The organism is Paenibacillus spiritus, assembly GCF_008710135.1.
In the GTDB taxonomy this organism is placed as follows: domain Bacteria; phylum Bacillota; class Bacilli; order Paenibacillales; family Paenibacillaceae; genus Paenibacillus_AQ; species Paenibacillus_AQ glufosinatiresistens.
In genome coordinates, this window is the sequence record NZ_VYKK01000005.1 from 1 (window position 1) to 14638 (window position 14638).

A 14638-nucleotide genomic window follows, 5' to 3' on the forward strand; every position below is an offset into this window, starting at 1 on the left:
TGCCGGCCCTTTACATTTACCGTCCACAATCCGGGTCACAGTTCACTCGCGCGGGGTTCTTTTTGGCGCAGGGACCGCATACAAATGACGGGAAGGCTTCGGGCGCCGAAAAGCGTGCGGGTTCGTATCCCGTCTGCCGGCGGCAGACGCAATTTTTGCGGATAACCGGCATAAATGCGATTCGGATACATAGGATGATACTAGTCCAAATGCATGTCCGGGCATTCGGGACTTGGCGCACGGGACAGGGATAATGAGGCCGAAGCCAGGCCGGAAAGCCGGCGCAGATGGAGCCCGGCAGGGCGGACGCAAGGCGCCAAGCGCGAAGTCGATGCTGGAACGGCATTTTTCTTCGGAAGCATATGAGGAGGGGATCTCTTTTGGAAAAAGTGGATATTTTCAAAGACATTGCCGAACGGACCGGCGGCGATATTTATCTGGGAGTTGTCGGCGCCGTCCGCACGGGGAAATCGACGTTCATCAAGCGCTTCATGGAGACGATCGTGCTTCCCAATATCACCAGCGAAGCCGACCGGGTGCGGGCCGTGGATGAACTGCCGCAGAGCGCCGCGGGCAAAACCATCATGACCACCGAACCGAAGTTTGTGCCGAACAATGCGGTGCAGATCAAGGTAGCCGAGGGTCTTGAGGTCAATGTCCGGCTGGTGGACTGTGTCGGTTATGCGGTGGAAGGAGCGAAGGGCTACGAGGACGAGAACGGGCCGAGGATGATATCGACGCCCTGGTTCGAGGAGCCGATCCCTTTTCAGGAGGCGGCCGAAATCGGCACCCGCAAGGTTATTCAGGAGCACTCTACGCTCGGCGTTGTCGTTACGACGGACGGAACGATCGCCGAAATCCCCCGCAGTTCTTATGTGGAATCCGAAGAGCGGGTAGTCGCCGAACTGAAGGAAGTCGGCAAGCCGTTCGTGCTGGTCATTAACTCGACCCGTCCGCGCAGCGAAGAGGTGCAGCAGCTTCGGGGCGAGCTTGCGGCCAAATACGATATCCCGGTGATGACGCTGAGCGCGGCCAGTATGTCCGAGGAAGACGTCACCGGCGTGCTGCGCGAAGTGCTGTATGAATTCCCTGTACATGAGGTGAACGTCAATCTCCCGAGCTGGGTCATGGTGCTTCCGGAGAACCACTGGCTGCGCAGCAGCTACGAGAATTCGGTTCGGGACACGGTCCGCGACATCCGCCGCCTGCGCGATGTAGACCGTCTGGTCGCCCAGTTCGCCGAATATGATTTTATTGACCGGGCGGGGCTCAGCGGCATGAACATGGGCCAGGGCGTGGCCGAAATCGACCTGTACGCGCCGGAAGAGCTGTATGACCGGGTGCTGATGGAAGTGGTCGGCGTCGAAATCCGCGGCAAGGATCATCTGCTTCAGCTGATGCAGGAATTCTCGCACGCCAAGCGGGAATACGACCGGTTCTCGGAAGCGCTGGAAATGGTAAAAACGACCGGATACGGCATCGCGGCGCCGTCCCTTGCGGAAATGGCGCTCGATGAGCCGGAACTGATCCGCCAGGGCTCGCGGTTCGGTGTGAGACTGAAGGCGACCGCTCCCTCCATCCATATGATCCGCGTGGATGTGGAATCGGAATTCAGCCCCATCATTGGCACCGAGAAGCAGAGCGAGGAGCTGGTCCGCTACCTGATGCAGGATTTCGAGAACGACCCGATCAAGATCTGGGAGTCCGATATCTTCGGCCGTTCGCTGCACAGCATAGTGCGGGAAGGAATTCAGGGCAAGATTGCCATGATGCCCGACAACGCCCGCTACAAGCTGCAGGAGACGCTCGGGCGGATTATTAACGAGGGCTCCGGCGGTCTGATCGCCATTATTCTGTAGCCGCTTCTTCTTATCCTCCCATTCTCGCTGACGCGTCAAGGAGGGCGTTTCATGGCCGAAAGGCCGAAGGAACGCCCTTTTTGCGCGCTCTTTTTCAGGATTGCCTTGAAATTGTGGAGCGCCTGTATTACTATAAATTTGTTGCGCATCCTGAGGTAAGGATGGCCATAAGCTTGCTCTTCGCAGTAAATCTACGTATATTTTGCGTTGAAACGGAAAGAGTGAACAGTAACAAGCATTTGTCGGGGAGGTGAAATGAATGAACAAATCTGATCTGATCAACCAGGTGACAGAAGCTACGGAACTTCCCAAGAAGGACGTTACCAAAGCGGTAGATGCCGTATTCGAGGCAATCACTGAAGCTCTGCAGAACGGAGATAAGGTACAGCTGGTTGGCTTCGGCAACTTTGAGGTACGCGAGCGTTCCGCACGCAAGGGCCGCAATCCGCAGACCGGCGAAGAAATCGAAATTCCTTCGAGCAAGGTTCCGGCGTTCAAGCCAGGAAAGGCGCTTAAAGACGGAATCAAATAAGATTCCTACATATCGATTCCTAGTAGCACACACGATGCCGCCTGAAAGGGCGGCATTTGTTGATCTTACACCTTATAGATTATCGGCAAGGAGGCGGCAAGATGAGCGAGAACAAGAGCGTTCCGGCGGCCAAGTCGGCGGAGAACGATTATGTGGTGGTCAAGGCGGTCGAGAACGGCGTCCAGGTCATCGGTCTGACCCGCGGTCTCGACACACGGTTCCATCATACGGAGAAGCTCGACAAAGGCGAAGTGCTGATTGCGCAGTTCACCGACCACACTTCCGCAATCAAGATTCGCGGCAGGGCGGAGATTCACACGAAGCACGGACGAACCGAAAGCGGAGTCTAGCGGATGGCGGTCTTCCGCCCCGCGTCTCCGGCACTCTAGCTGCCAAGCCCCACGTCTGTGGGGTTCTTTTTCATGGAGCGCGGATCCCGCCTCCGGCATAGCCCGCCCTTCTGCTCCATATATTGGGGTATACCGCATTTCGGCAGACGGGAGGGGAGAGGGATGGCGCTTATTCCAAAAGGCCGGCTTGCCGCCGCGCTGCTGGCAACGCTGCTGTTCGCCTTTCTCCTGCCGGCGCTTGCCGGGCTGGACGGGAGCGTGCGCCATGGCGGGGAACGCCCCGTCATGGCATCAAGCGAACCGGTGCAGCTCAGCGGCGGCACCCTCGTCGACGAGCTGGCTGCCCTGCCGCTGACGCTGCCGATTGGCCGCGCAGGCTGGAGCGACGGCGCGCTGTCGCTGGATCTGCAGGTAACGGACAGCGCGCAGCCTCCCGGCGAGGTTTACCTGAATATCGCCGACGTCCTCGACTTTGCCTTCGGGCGCACGGACAACGTCAATCAGGTGCTGCTGCGTATCATCGCGGTGGACAAATGACAGGGGACCTCGCGTCTGCTGCTGGCCGCCGATGTCCGGCGGGGCCGGTGGGACGCATCGGTCCGGAGCGCTCTGCTGTCGCTCGGAAGCGGGCCTCCGACGGAGCCGCTTCGGAATTTGCTGCGCCTGAGGGAGAGCGATCTGTGGAAGAGCGGGTTCCGCTTTTTGACACCCGGGGATTAAGAAGAGCGGCAGGACTGTGCGAGAAGAAATCACATATGATATAATAGACAAGATTGTGAACAACCGGTTATGGAAAAACCGCTCGGAGGCTGACATGAAATCGTATCGCGTACCGCAAACCGCCCAACAATATACCCATTACGACATGATTCAGCGGCACACGGAGCTGCCGCCGTTCGCGGACGCCCGGGGGGCGCTGCTGTACGCCTTTGTGAGCTGCGGCAGCCGTGTCCCTTCCACGAATAGAGAGGAACTGGCCGAACTCTACGCGCTTGTGACGGGACTGGTCCAGCTGGGATTGGACACCCATGAAGAGATCGAGCGGCCCGCGCTTGGAAGCGGGGAAGAGGCGATGCGCTCGCGGCAGCTGAAAGTGCTGGCCGGCGATTATTTCAGCAGTTGGTTCTACCGGCTGCTCGCCGAGAAAGGCGAGATCGAGAGGGTCGGTTCCCTCAGCGAGGCGATTGCCGAATACAATGTGAAGAAGGCCGAATTGTACGGAGAAGGCAGCAGGGCGCCGGAGGGAGAAGCGCGAATGGAAATGCTGGCCGAATTGAATACGGTGCTTTTCCGGTCGTTCACTCCTCTGATCGGGGCCTCTTATCAGGAGCTATGGTTGTCGCTGCTGCGGGAGCTGGGCCTGTATGAAGCGCTGGCCTGGGAAGAACGGAACAAGACAGAGACGGATGCGGGAGATGAGATGCGGGAACGGCTGTCGGACAAGCTGCGCGAGTCCCGGGAGCGGATCGCCGCACGGGTGGCCGGGGTGCGTGAAGAAGCGCTGCGGTCAGCATTGGAACTTGCCTTGGGCGCTTGGATAGCGCAGCCTGCGAGAACCGAACAAGCGTCGGGGGAGGCGTAAGTAGCATTCATGAACAAGATGACAACAGCCGGCGAGGAAGAAATGAAGCCCAAAGAGCAGTATGTTCATTCCGTGTTTGAGAAGATAGCCGGCAAATACGATACGATGAACGATCTTCTCAGCTTCCGCCGGCATAAAGCCTGGCGCCGCTTTGCCATGAAGAAGATGGCGATGCGGGAAGGCGATACGGCGGCGGATCTGTGCTGCGGCACCTGCGACTGGAGCATATCGCTGGCCGATGCCAGCCGAACCGGCAGCATTGTCGGTCTCGACTTCAGCGAGAGCATGCTCGCCGTCGGGCGGCGCAAAATTGCCGAGCGCGGAATGGATAAACAGATTTCGCTCGTGCAGGGCAATGCGATGAGCCTTCCTTTTGGAGACAATTCCTTCGACTACGCGACCATCGGCTTCGGGCTCCGGAATGTGCCTGATCCGAAGCAGGTGCTTGCCGAAATGAAACGTGTTGTGAAACCGGGCGGCATGGTGGTATGCCTGGAGCTGTCCAAGCCGACGGCCCAGCCGTTCAAAGGCATTTATTATTTCTATTTCCGCCGAATTTTGCCCCTGATGGGCAAGCTGTTCGCCAAGAGCTACGAGCAGTATAAATGGCTGCCGGAATCTCTGGCCATGTTCCCGGACCGCAAGCAGCTTGAAGGCATATTCCGGGAGTGCGGACTGACGGCGGTGGAATCCTTCCCCTTGACCGGAGGCATCGCGGCATTACATCTTGGCGTCAAGGAGAATCCGAATGTTTAAGAAAATCGGCGTATTTATGCAAATGATTAAGTTCGAGCATACCGTGTTTGCCCTGCCGTTCGCCTTTATGGGCGCCCTGCTGGGCTCCATGGTGATTTCGGACAAGCTGCCAAGCTGGCCCGAGATCGGCTGGATTGTTATTGCCATGTTCGGCGCCCGAAGCGCAGCGATGGGCCTGAACCGGCTGATTGACCGGATCAGCGACGCGAAGAATCCGCGCACGGCGGGAAGAGCTATTCCTGCCGGATTGCTGAAGGTGGGAGAGGTGATCGTCTTCGTCGCGGTCTCCTTCTTTCTGCTGTTCTGGGCAGCCTTCAAGCTGAATTCGCTGTCGGCGAAATTGCTGCCGATCGCAGTCTTCCTGCTGGTGTTCTATTCGTTCACCAAGCGGTTCACCTGGGCCTGCCACCTGATTCTGGGCCTGACCATTGCGCTTGCTCCGCTGGGCGGGTGGGTCGCCGTTACCGGACATGTGGATCTGACGGCGATGGTGCTGTACATTACCATTGTGTTCTGGACCGCCGGCTTTGATGTGATCTATGCCTGCCAGGACGTAGATTTCGACCGCCGGGAAGGACTGTATTCGATTCCGGTTCGCTTCGGCGTTGCGGGAGCGCTTCGGATCGCGGCGGCGTTTCACATCCTGACCGGAATCGGATTCATTTCGCTGCTCTTCCTGGCCGATCTGAGCTGGTTCTATGTAGCCGGGATGGTCATCGCTTATCTGATTCTGTTCTATGAGCATCATATCGTATCGCCGAGCGATCTGAGCCGGCTTCAGACGGCTTTCTTCACGATGAACGGCGTGCTCAGCATCGTCGTGTTCTCCTTTACTCTGATTGATCTGGTGGTGCAGACATACCGATGAGTACTCCTTCTTCCGCAAGCTATGTGGTTGGTATAACCGGAGCCAGCGGCGCCATATACGGCGTGCGGCTGACCGAGACGCTGCTCCGGCTCGGGATGACGGTGCATCTGGTGGTCAGCAACGCCGGATGGCGCGTGATCAAAGAGGAACTGGGCTGGAATGTCACCGACCGGGAGGGCCTGCTGAACGACAAGTTCGGGGCCGGTCCCGGTTCTCTGTTGTATCACCCCGTGAGCGACATCGGCGCTTCCATTGCGAGCGGCTCGTTCCGGGTCGAAGGCATGATTGTTATGCCCTGCTCGATGGGCACGCTGTCGGCCGTGGCGAACGGAACCTCCGACAACCTGATGACCCGGGCCGCAGATGTCATGATGAAGGAAGGACGCCGTCTCGTGCTTGTGCCGAGAGAGACGCCGCTGCACGCCGTTCATCTGGAGAATATGCTGAAGCTCTCCCGGCTCGGCGTAACCCTGATTCCGGCCATGCCCGCCTTTTATTTCGGCCCCCAGACCCTTGATGATCTGGTGAACTTTATGGTCGGCAAAGTGCTGGACAGTCTGCGGATCGACCATACGCTGTTCCGGAGATGGGGGAGCGGGGAATGACTGGACAAGAGACAACCGTAATCGGCAAAATCAGTTATACCAACTCTTGGCCGGTATACCACGGATTCGACTGTGCATCGCTCGGATTTCCGGCGCGCATGCTGAGCGAGGTTCCGTCGGAGCTGAACCGCGGAATGCAGGAAGGCACGATCCATATCGGAGCCCTGTCCTCCTTCGCCTATGCCGAAGCGAGCGACCGGCTGCTGCTGCTGCCGGATTTATCCGTCAGCGCCGAGGGGCCGGTCGGTTCGATACTGCTGTTTACCCGCGGACCGCTTGAATCAGCGCCGCTGAATACCGTCGCCGTAACCCGGACCTCGGCGACGTCGGTCAATCTGCTTAAGATTCTGATGCATTACGCGCTGGGCCGCTCGCCGGCGTACAGAACGGCTGAACCGGATCTGACGGCGATGATGGCTTCGGCGGATGCCTGTCTGCTGATCGGCGATCATGCCATCCGGGCCGATTGGGACCGGAGCGGATTTACCGTCACCGACCTCGGCCAACTGTGGAAGGATTTCACAGGTTGCAGCATGACGTTTGCCGTATGGGCCGTCTCGCGCAGCGCAGCCGCCTCGCGGCCGGAGCGGCTTGCTGCGGTTTCGGACGCCTTCAGGACGAGCAAGCGCCGCAATCTGGAGGACCTGTCCGGGGTCGTGCAGGCGGCCTGCGCCGCCGTCGGAGGCGTTGCGGACTACTGGTACAGCTATTTCCGCCATTTATGTTATGATTTCGGGGAAAGGCAGCAGGAAGGCCTGAATCTCTATTTCCGCTATGCTCACGAGCTCGGGCTGCTGCCGAAGCGGGTGAAGATGGAGCTTTGGCGCGACAATCTGTTGACACGGGTGAAAGAATGAAACGATTCCAGCTATTCGGGTATTTAAACAAGGACATGGACCTTCTGGAGAAACAGCTCTACCGCAGCGTCGAAGGCGGAGGAGAACTGCTGACCGAAACCTCGCTCCATCTGCTGAAAGCGGGCGGCAAACGGCTTCGTCCGGTCTTCGTCCTCATGGGCGGGAAATTCGGCGAGTACGATCTGGACAAGCTGAGCCGGGTGGCCATTCCGCTTGAACTGATCCACAGCGCTTCGCTTGTGCACGACGACGTCATCGACGACGCCGATACCCGCCGGGGCGAACCGACCGTCAAAGCCAAATGGGGCGACAAAATCGCGATGTACACCGGCGACTATATCTACGCCAAGGCGCTGGCTCTGACGGCTGGGCTGCCGAACCCGCGGATTCACCGCATCCTGTCCAAAGCGATGGTTGAGATGTCCATCGGCGAGATGGAGCAGATCCGCGACTTCTTCAACTGCGAACAGACCGTCCGCCATTATCTGCGGCGGATCCGGCGCAAGACGGCGCTCCTTATCGCCATCAGCTGTCAGCTCGGCGCGCTCGCTGCGGAGGCCGACGAAGAGGCGGTCCGGCTGCTGTACAGCTACGGCTACAACGTCGGGATGGCCTTCCAGATCCGCGACGACCTGCTCGATCTCTCCGGAACGGAGAAGCAGATCGGCAAGCCGCCGGGAAGTGACATGCGGCAGGGCAATATTACGCTTCCGGTTATTTACGCACTGGAAGACGAGCGGCTGCGCGGAGAATTGCTCGGCGAGATTGGGCGCATTCGCGAGAGCCGGTCGGGTACCGGCCGGGCCATTGATCTGATTCTTACCGGCGACGGCATCAAGCGGGCCGAAGAACTGGCTTCCCGGTATGTCGACAAGGCGCTGGCCGCGCTCGATCAGCTCCCCAATAACCGGACGAAGCGCAATCTGCGCGACATCGCTCATTTTGTCACCGGCCGGGCATACTGATTTCGTGCAAATTCCCCGTTAACAGCGGGGGCTGATTCTGGTAAGATATGCTACATGACGAACACAAAGCCAAATACGGAGTGTGAGCCAATGGAGAGAACGTATCTGATGATCAAGCCTGACGGCGTGCAGCGCGGTCTGATCGGGCGCATTGTGGCCCGGCTGGAAGACAAGGGCTTCAAGCTGGCGGCGGCCAAGCTGATTACCGTCACCGAGGAGCAGGCAAGACGGCATTATGCCGAGCATGAAGGGAAGGACTTTTTCGGAGAATTGGTATCGTTCATTACGTCCGGTCCCGTGTTCGCGATGGTCTGGGAGGGCGACGATGTCATTGCTCTGTCCCGGCTGCTGATCGGCAAGACCAAGGTGGGCGAAGCGCTGCCGGGAACCATCCGCGGAGACTTTGCCAGCCATACGCCGCTGAACCTGATCCACGGTTCGGATTCGCCGGAGAGCGCGGCGCGCGAGATTGCCAACTTCTTCACGCCCGAAGAGATCAACACGTACGACAAGACCATATCGGCCTGGATGTAGGGACAGGCGGAAGGCAGGAACTGACATGATGTCTGAACGCGAAACTTCGACTCCCGATCCCGATTACCTCGGTTTCATTCACAATGTGAACAAGAGCACCGGAATCGACCTTTCCCAGTACAAAGAAGCCCAGATGAAGCGGCGTCTGACCACACTGCGGCAGAAGAACGGCTTTCACACGTTTGCCGACTTTTTTGCCGCGATGATGAAGGACAAGGATTTATTCTATGAGTTTCTGGACCGGATGACGATCAACGTCTCCGAATTCTGGCGCAACCCGAACCGGTGGGAGGTGCTGCGGGATACCATACTGCCGGAGCTGACGAAGAGTTCCCGGAAGCTGAAGCTGTGGAGCGCGGCCTGCTCGACCGGCGAAGAGCCCTATACGCTGGCCATGATTCTGGCGGACAAGAAGCTGCTTGCGGCTTCCAGCGTTCTGGCGACGGACATCGACGACGGCGCGCTGGCCAAGGCCAAGCAGGGGATGTATCTGGAGCGCTCGCTCAAGGATGTGCCAAAAGAGGTCGCTGAACGTTACTTCAAGCCTGAAGGCGTTATGTACAAGGTGGACGAGTCCTTGAAGCCAGGCATTGACTTCCGCAAGCAGAACCTGCTGCTGGATACGTTCGACACCGGCTTTGACCTGATTATCTGCCGCAATGTAATGATCTACTTCACCGAGGAAGCGAAGGCCAAGCTCTATCACAAGTTCTCCGCCGCCCTGCGGCCGGGAGGCTATCTGTTCGTGGGCAGCACGGAGCAGATCTTCACCCCCTCCCAGTACGGATTCGAGTCGACCGAAACGTTCTTTTACCGTAAAAAATAAGCTGTATCTCCCGGCCGGGTTCCGCAAAGGACCCGGCTTTGTGCTGCGTCCTTTTGCCTGGCTTCGGGTATACGAAGCGTCTCCCGCAGTCATACTGAAATTAGAAGCCGCAGCTCCATGCCCTCTAAGCCCAATGAAAGGTCGATTCCCAATGGATAAAGATCAAGTCATACACGCGTACCGCCGCGGGCTGATTACGCGGAAAGAATGCGGACAGATTCTCGGCGTAGAGAACACGCAGTTGGACCGTCTGCTCCTCCAGGAGGAAGGGCGGCACCCAGGGCCGCACCCCGGTCCTCCTGTCGGCGGAAGCTGAAGCCATCCGCACCGCAGGTTCGGGCGATACGACAAGAGCAGCGGCACAGTTGCAACTGTGCCGCTTGGGGTGTGTGCGACAGACAGGGGGCCAGGGAACCGGCCCGGATTATAGCGGGTGAGGAGCTGCAAGGACGGAAGCTTAAGGAAGAAGGACTTTTTTTACGGAGGGGGGATTACTACTCTCTTGGGAAGAGAACAGAAAGTATGCCGCGCGTGCATCGGGATCATAGCTTAGAAACAGCCAGGGGCTTGGTAACCCGCTCTGATTCAGAGCAATGGGAACGCCGGAAATGCGATTATACAGACTCCAGGCCCCTGTGCCCAAGTCCTGTACGCATACGTATGCGCCGGACAGCTGCGTCTTCCACCCCGAGATCCGCCCCGGCGTCTGGTTAAATAGATGAGTATCTTGCCGCAGAAACTGTCCGGAATTCAAAAGATAAAGCGAATGAAAGGCCTGCCGCTCCGCTGGTTTAGGTACCGGCGAATTCCCCGAAGGCGTATCCGAGTAAGTGTAGGAACTCCACAGCTCCAGCTTGTTGCGGTCTACGATTTGCAGCCGGGTGTTGTAGGAAGGCCGATTGAGCACTGCGGCGGACCGGGAATACAAGTTAACAGTCTGCACCTCATAGGAATCTGACATGATTCCCTGTAAGTAATATTTAATGGCAAGGTAGGGGTAAGCCGCAAAATCCCAATCGTCGATTTGCAAGAATTCATATCCGGAATTGTCATCCAATGAGGCATTCCAGATTGCTAAAGCCGACTTGCTGGCCGGTTCATACAAGGAGAACTTGCTGCCCGTTCGAATCATTAGACGTTCATTTACTTTGCCGTAGGGCGCCGCCCATTTCGCTTCAGCACTGGAATCAACGGATATGGGGTATTGAAATGAACGGAGTTGGGTTCCCTGGTCATTGTATACCAATTTAATGATTTTGCCGGAAGAGGACCTGCTGATTACAATGAGCTTGTTCGGGTGTGAGAGCGTGTGAACATCCAGAATATCTTGGTTGCTGCTTAAATCCTTGATAAGCGTTCCGTCTTGGAGATCGACCAGAACCAGACGGTCTTTGGCCGCGTCTATGCGGTTATCGACCCGAACGAGAACAGAGCGGTTATCCACGGGATAGACCTGGCTGCCATTGTCACTTAATGCCGAAGATAAGATCGCTGAAGCCGGGGACGCGGCGGAATTCGCAGATGCAGTTGGGGCGGATAAAGAAGTACGACATAGAACAAGACTGGCCAGACAAATCGATCCGATAATGAGCGGGGTTAGACGGGTTCTCAAACCTCATTCCTCCTGTGGTCGTGGTAAGTGATGAACGAGCTTAAATGAAATTTGTAATCAACATATCCATAGGACTCATCTCTATCTGTTGTAGTACTTTGATCTTCACTCGGTGTGTCTCCTCGCTTTGAGCGCTCGGCAGATACCAAGTCTCCATCTTGATTAAAAGTCAGCGTTAACTCGTCATGAATAGCTTCTTGAATATAAGCATCAAATTTATTAGGGACGGGACTCTTTGTAAAACCGAGTATACTAGATTGACATAAAATGTAAATCCATTTTTTTTAAAAATATTAATTTTTATATAAAACTAGCTGTCCCAAATCGCGCAGAAACCGGTTGCCGTCCGGGAAGCGCCGGAGCGCCGGAACTGGGTATACGGCTGTGTGAGCCGGTGCGACACGGCTTCCGTATCGGAAGCGCTGCAAGAGCTGGCCGGTGCTTGAACCCAAGGGGCTGTACGAGGGCGTTCGGACCCTCTTGGGCGCTCCATAACCGGGGGGTCCCTTTTGATGAACGAGGTTATTTGCACTGGCCGTTGCTTCTTGTCAAACGGGAATCCCCTATACTATAATGAGCAAAGACATTAAGATTTTAGTGGTTTACAGTCTGAAAGTATGGGGGGAACGCTGCATGAGTTTACGTTATTTGACCGCGGGGGAAACGCACGGCCCTCAGTTGACGGCGATTATCGAGGGGCTGCCGAGCAACCTGCAGCTTGATTTTGAGCGGCTGAATCACCAATTGGAGCGCCGTCAGAAGGGCTACGGCCGCGGGCGGCGGATGCAGATCGAGAAGGATGCGGCCCAGATTGTGGGCGGTGTTCGCCACGGCTATACCACAGGAGCGCCGATTGCGCTCGTGGTAGAGAATAAGGACTGGACGCACTGGAAGAATATTATGAACATTGAGCCGATCCCGGGCAGCGACGAAGAGAAGCGGCGGGTGCACCGCCCGCGTCCGGGACATGCCGATCTGAACGGCGGCTTGAAATATAATCTGACCGATCTTCGCAACGTGCTGGAGCGTTCCAGCGCGCGGGAGACGGCAGCCCGGGTGGCGGTCGGAGCGGTGGCGCGGCAGTTCCTGGAGCAGTTCGGAATCAAGATCGCAGGACAGGTCATCCGCATCGGGGAAATCGAAGCCCCGGCGAATGATCTGAGCGCAGACGAGCTGATCGAACAGACGGAACGCTCTTCGGTCCGGGTGGTTGATGCCGAAACGGAGAAGAAGATGGAAGCGTACATAGACCGGATCAAGGAAGAAGGAGACTCGGTCGGAGGAATTGTCGAATGCATCGTGGAAGGCGTTCCAATCGGACTCGGCAGCCATGTGCAGGCCGACCGGAAGCTGGATGCCGCCATTGCCGGAGCCGTCGTGTCGATCAATGCCTTCAAGGGCGTCGAGATCGGCATCGGCTTTGAAGCGGGCAAGCTTCGGGGCTCGCAGGTTCACGACGAGATTCTGTACGATCCGGAGCGCGGCTACTACCGGGCCAGCAACCGGCTCGGAGGCTTCGAAGGCGGCATGACCAACGGAATGCCGGTTGTGGTGCGGGGAGTCATGAAGCCGATTCCGACGCTCTACAAGCCGCTGCGCAGCGTGGATATCGACACGAAGGAACCGTTCTCCGCCCAGGTGGAACGCTCCGACGCCTGCGCCGTGCCGGCAGCCTGCGTCGTGCTGGAGAGCGTGGTGGCCTGGGAGATCGCCAAAGCGTTCCTCGACAAATTCGGCGGCGATTCGATGGAAGAGATCCGGGCCAATGTCGAGGCTTACCAGGCCCAGCTGGAGAGGTACTAAGCGATGAGGACGTTGAAGGTAGATCTGGGGGATCGCTCTTATCCGATCCATATCGGGCCGGGCCTTCTGCCGGAGGTCGGCCGGCTCTGCCGGGAGGCGGGATTCCCGCTCCAGAGTCCGCTTCTTATAGTAACGGACAGCGAGGTAGGTCCGCTGTATCTGGACCGTGTAGCTTCCTCGCTGGCGGACGAAGGGTTTCGGACTGTCGTTCACACCATTCCGTCCGGAGAGGCGTCCAAATCGCTGGAGAACTTTGAAGCGATTATGACGACCGCCATTACCGGCGGACTGGACCGCAGCTCTGCCGTGCTGGCTCTTGGCGGAGGCGTGGTCGGCGATCTGGCGGGATTTGTGGCCGCTTCGTATATGAGAGGCATCGCATTCGTGCAGCTTCCTACAACGGTTCTTGCCCACGACAGCAGCGTCGGCGGCAAGGTGGCGATCAATCATCCGCTGGCGAAGAATATGATCGGCGCCTTCCATCAGCCGAAGATGGTCGTCTACGACCTGGACGCGCTGAAGACGTTGCCCAAACGCCAGATTCTGTCCGGACTGGCCGAAGTGGTGAAGCAGGGACTCATGATCGATCCGGAATTCGTCACCTGGCTGGAAGAACATGCGGAGGGACTGGTGGCCCTCCGGCCGGATCTTATCGGAGAGGCGCTGGAACATAGCTGCGCGATCAAGGTAGGCGTTGTCACCCAGGACGAACGGGAATTCGGAATCCGGGCGATCTTAAATCTCGGGCATACGCTGGGTCATGCGATCGAGGCGGTCGGCGGCTACGGAACGTTTCTTCACGGGGAAGCCATTTCGATCGGGATGGCCGGCTCGGCTCTCCTTGCGGTCAAGCTGGGCCGGGACCGTGCGATCTACACCGATACGATCCGTGTGCTGAAGGCCTTCGGGCTGCCGACTGTGCTGCCGGACCGGTACAGCGAAGATGAACTGATCGAGGCGATGATGCACGACAAGAAATTCAAGCAGGGCAAAGTCACCTTTATCCTTCCGGAGTCGATCGGCTCGGTGAGCATCGTGGAAGGCATCGAAGAGAGTGCGGTACGAGAAGTGATCGGCCAATTGAAGAAGGGGGACAGCCCATGGTGAACCGGGGCATACGCGGCGCGGCAACGGTCAGCCGCAACGATGAACAGGAAATTCTTCAGGAGACGGCAATCCTGCTGCGCGAGATTGTGGAACGCAACGGCTTCAAGCCTGAGGATGTAAGCTGCGTCTGGATCACCATGACCCAGGATCTGGATGCCACCTTCCCGGCGCAGGCGGTGCGCCGGCTGGAGGGCTGGGAGCTCGTTCCGCTGATGTGCGCCGTCGAGATTCCGGTGCAGGGCAGTCTGCCGCGCTGCATCCGGCTGCTCGTACAGGTGAACACGGACAAGAGTCAGCGTGAGATCCGTCATGTCTATCTGGGCGAAGCGCAGCGACTGCGGCCGGACCTGGCCGAGGAATAATCCTGATTTCGGGTTGTCAA

General features: G+C 57.8%; 17 protein-coding genes. 16 read left to right on the forward strand and 1 reads right to left on the reverse strand.

Annotated elements, in window-relative coordinates:
- Positions 1 to 380: 380 nt before the first annotated feature.
- From spoIVA to F4V43_RS19650, 13 genes are all read left to right on the forward strand, one after another.
- Positions 381 to 1859, forward strand: coding sequence for a stage IV sporulation protein A (spoIVA, locus tag F4V43_RS04520; RefSeq protein WP_150457062.1), 1479 nt, complete (start codon positions 381 to 383; stop codon positions 1857 to 1859).
- 259 nt (positions 1860 to 2118) lie between these two features.
- A complete protein-coding gene (locus F4V43_RS04525) occupies positions 2119 to 2391 on the forward strand; it encodes an HU family DNA-binding protein (protein ID WP_038697055.1) in 273 nt (90 codons plus the stop codon).
- Between the two features lie 101 nt (positions 2392 to 2492).
- Positions 2493 to 2741: a trp RNA-binding attenuation protein MtrB gene (gene mtrB / locus F4V43_RS04530; protein ID WP_150457063.1), complete on the forward strand. Its 249-nt coding sequence runs from the start codon at positions 2493 to 2495 to the stop codon at positions 2739 to 2741.
- 72 nt (positions 2742 to 2813) lie between these two features.
- The gene (locus tag F4V43_RS04535; RefSeq protein ID WP_150457064.1) at positions 2814 to 3278 is read left to right on the forward strand and encodes a hypothetical protein; all 465 of its coding nucleotides are present in this window, start codon (positions 2814 to 2816) and stop codon (positions 3276 to 3278) included.
- Positions 3279 to 3555: 277 nt separating this feature from the next.
- Positions 3556 to 4323 (forward strand): heptaprenyl diphosphate synthase component 1, encoded by a 768-nt coding sequence (locus F4V43_RS04540; protein WP_150457065.1) that lies wholly within the window; start codon positions 3556 to 3558, stop codon positions 4321 to 4323.
- An 18-nt stretch (positions 4324 to 4341) separates the two neighbouring features.
- The gene (locus F4V43_RS04545; protein ID WP_150457442.1) at positions 4342 to 5079 is read left to right on the forward strand and encodes a demethylmenaquinone methyltransferase; all 738 of its coding nucleotides are present in this window, start codon (positions 4342 to 4344) and stop codon (positions 5077 to 5079) included.
- Positions 5072 to 5947 (forward strand): UbiA-like polyprenyltransferase, encoded by an 876-nt coding sequence (locus F4V43_RS04550; RefSeq protein WP_150457066.1) that lies wholly within the window; start codon positions 5072 to 5074, stop codon positions 5945 to 5947. The genes F4V43_RS04545 and F4V43_RS04550 overlap by 8 nt, the downstream gene beginning before the upstream one ends.
- A complete protein-coding gene (locus tag F4V43_RS04555) occupies positions 5944 to 6552 on the forward strand; it encodes a UbiX family flavin prenyltransferase (protein WP_150457067.1) in 609 nt (202 codons plus the stop codon). Before F4V43_RS04550 ends, F4V43_RS04555 begins: the two co-directional genes overlap by 4 nt.
- Complete coding sequence (locus tag F4V43_RS04560) at positions 6549 to 7409, forward strand: menaquinone biosynthesis protein (RefSeq protein WP_150457068.1); 861 nt, start codon at positions 6549 to 6551, stop codon at positions 7407 to 7409. The genes F4V43_RS04555 and F4V43_RS04560 overlap by 4 nt, the downstream gene beginning before the upstream one ends.
- Positions 7406 to 8374 (forward strand): polyprenyl synthetase family protein, encoded by a 969-nt coding sequence (locus F4V43_RS04565; RefSeq protein ID WP_150457069.1) that lies wholly within the window; start codon positions 7406 to 7408, stop codon positions 8372 to 8374. Before F4V43_RS04560 ends, F4V43_RS04565 begins: the two co-directional genes overlap by 4 nt.
- 90 nt (positions 8375 to 8464) lie before the next feature.
- Entirely contained in the window at positions 8465 to 8908 is a 444-nt protein-coding gene (ndk, locus tag F4V43_RS04570) for a nucleoside-diphosphate kinase (protein WP_150457070.1), read from the forward strand.
- Positions 8909 to 8936: 28 nt separating this feature from the next.
- Positions 8937 to 9734 (forward strand): CheR family methyltransferase, encoded by a 798-nt coding sequence (locus F4V43_RS04575; protein ID WP_150457443.1) that lies wholly within the window; start codon positions 8937 to 8939, stop codon positions 9732 to 9734.
- Positions 9735 to 9885: 151 nt separating this feature from the next.
- On the forward strand, positions 9886 to 10050 hold the full coding sequence (locus tag F4V43_RS19650; protein WP_191089476.1) for a hypothetical protein: 165 nt from the start codon (positions 9886 to 9888) through the stop codon (positions 10048 to 10050).
- A 141-nt stretch (positions 10051 to 10191) separates the two neighbouring features.
- Here F4V43_RS19650 and F4V43_RS04580 read toward each other — a convergent pair whose 3' ends face one another.
- Positions 10192 to 11346: a hypothetical protein gene (locus tag F4V43_RS04580; RefSeq protein WP_150457071.1), complete on the reverse strand. Its 1155-nt coding sequence runs from the start codon at positions 11344 to 11346 to the stop codon at positions 10192 to 10194.
- Between the two features lie 633 nt (positions 11347 to 11979).
- On the opposite strand from F4V43_RS04580, the gene aroC reads away from it, so the two are divergent.
- From aroC to aroH, 3 genes are read left to right on the forward strand one after another with little or no spacing between them, the layout of a single operon-like run.
- Positions 11980 to 13149, forward strand: coding sequence for a chorismate synthase (aroC, locus tag F4V43_RS04585; RefSeq protein WP_150457072.1), 1170 nt, complete (start codon positions 11980 to 11982; stop codon positions 13147 to 13149).
- 3 nt (positions 13150 to 13152) lie between these two features.
- The gene (gene aroB, locus F4V43_RS04590) at positions 13153 to 14256 is read left to right on the forward strand and encodes a 3-dehydroquinate synthase (RefSeq protein ID WP_150457073.1); all 1104 of its coding nucleotides are present in this window, start codon (positions 13153 to 13155) and stop codon (positions 14254 to 14256) included.
- A complete protein-coding gene (aroH, locus tag F4V43_RS04595; protein WP_150457074.1) occupies positions 14250 to 14618 on the forward strand; it encodes a chorismate mutase in 369 nt (122 codons plus the stop codon). The genes aroB and aroH overlap by 7 nt, the downstream gene beginning before the upstream one ends.
- Positions 14619 to 14638: the final 20 nt, after the last annotated feature.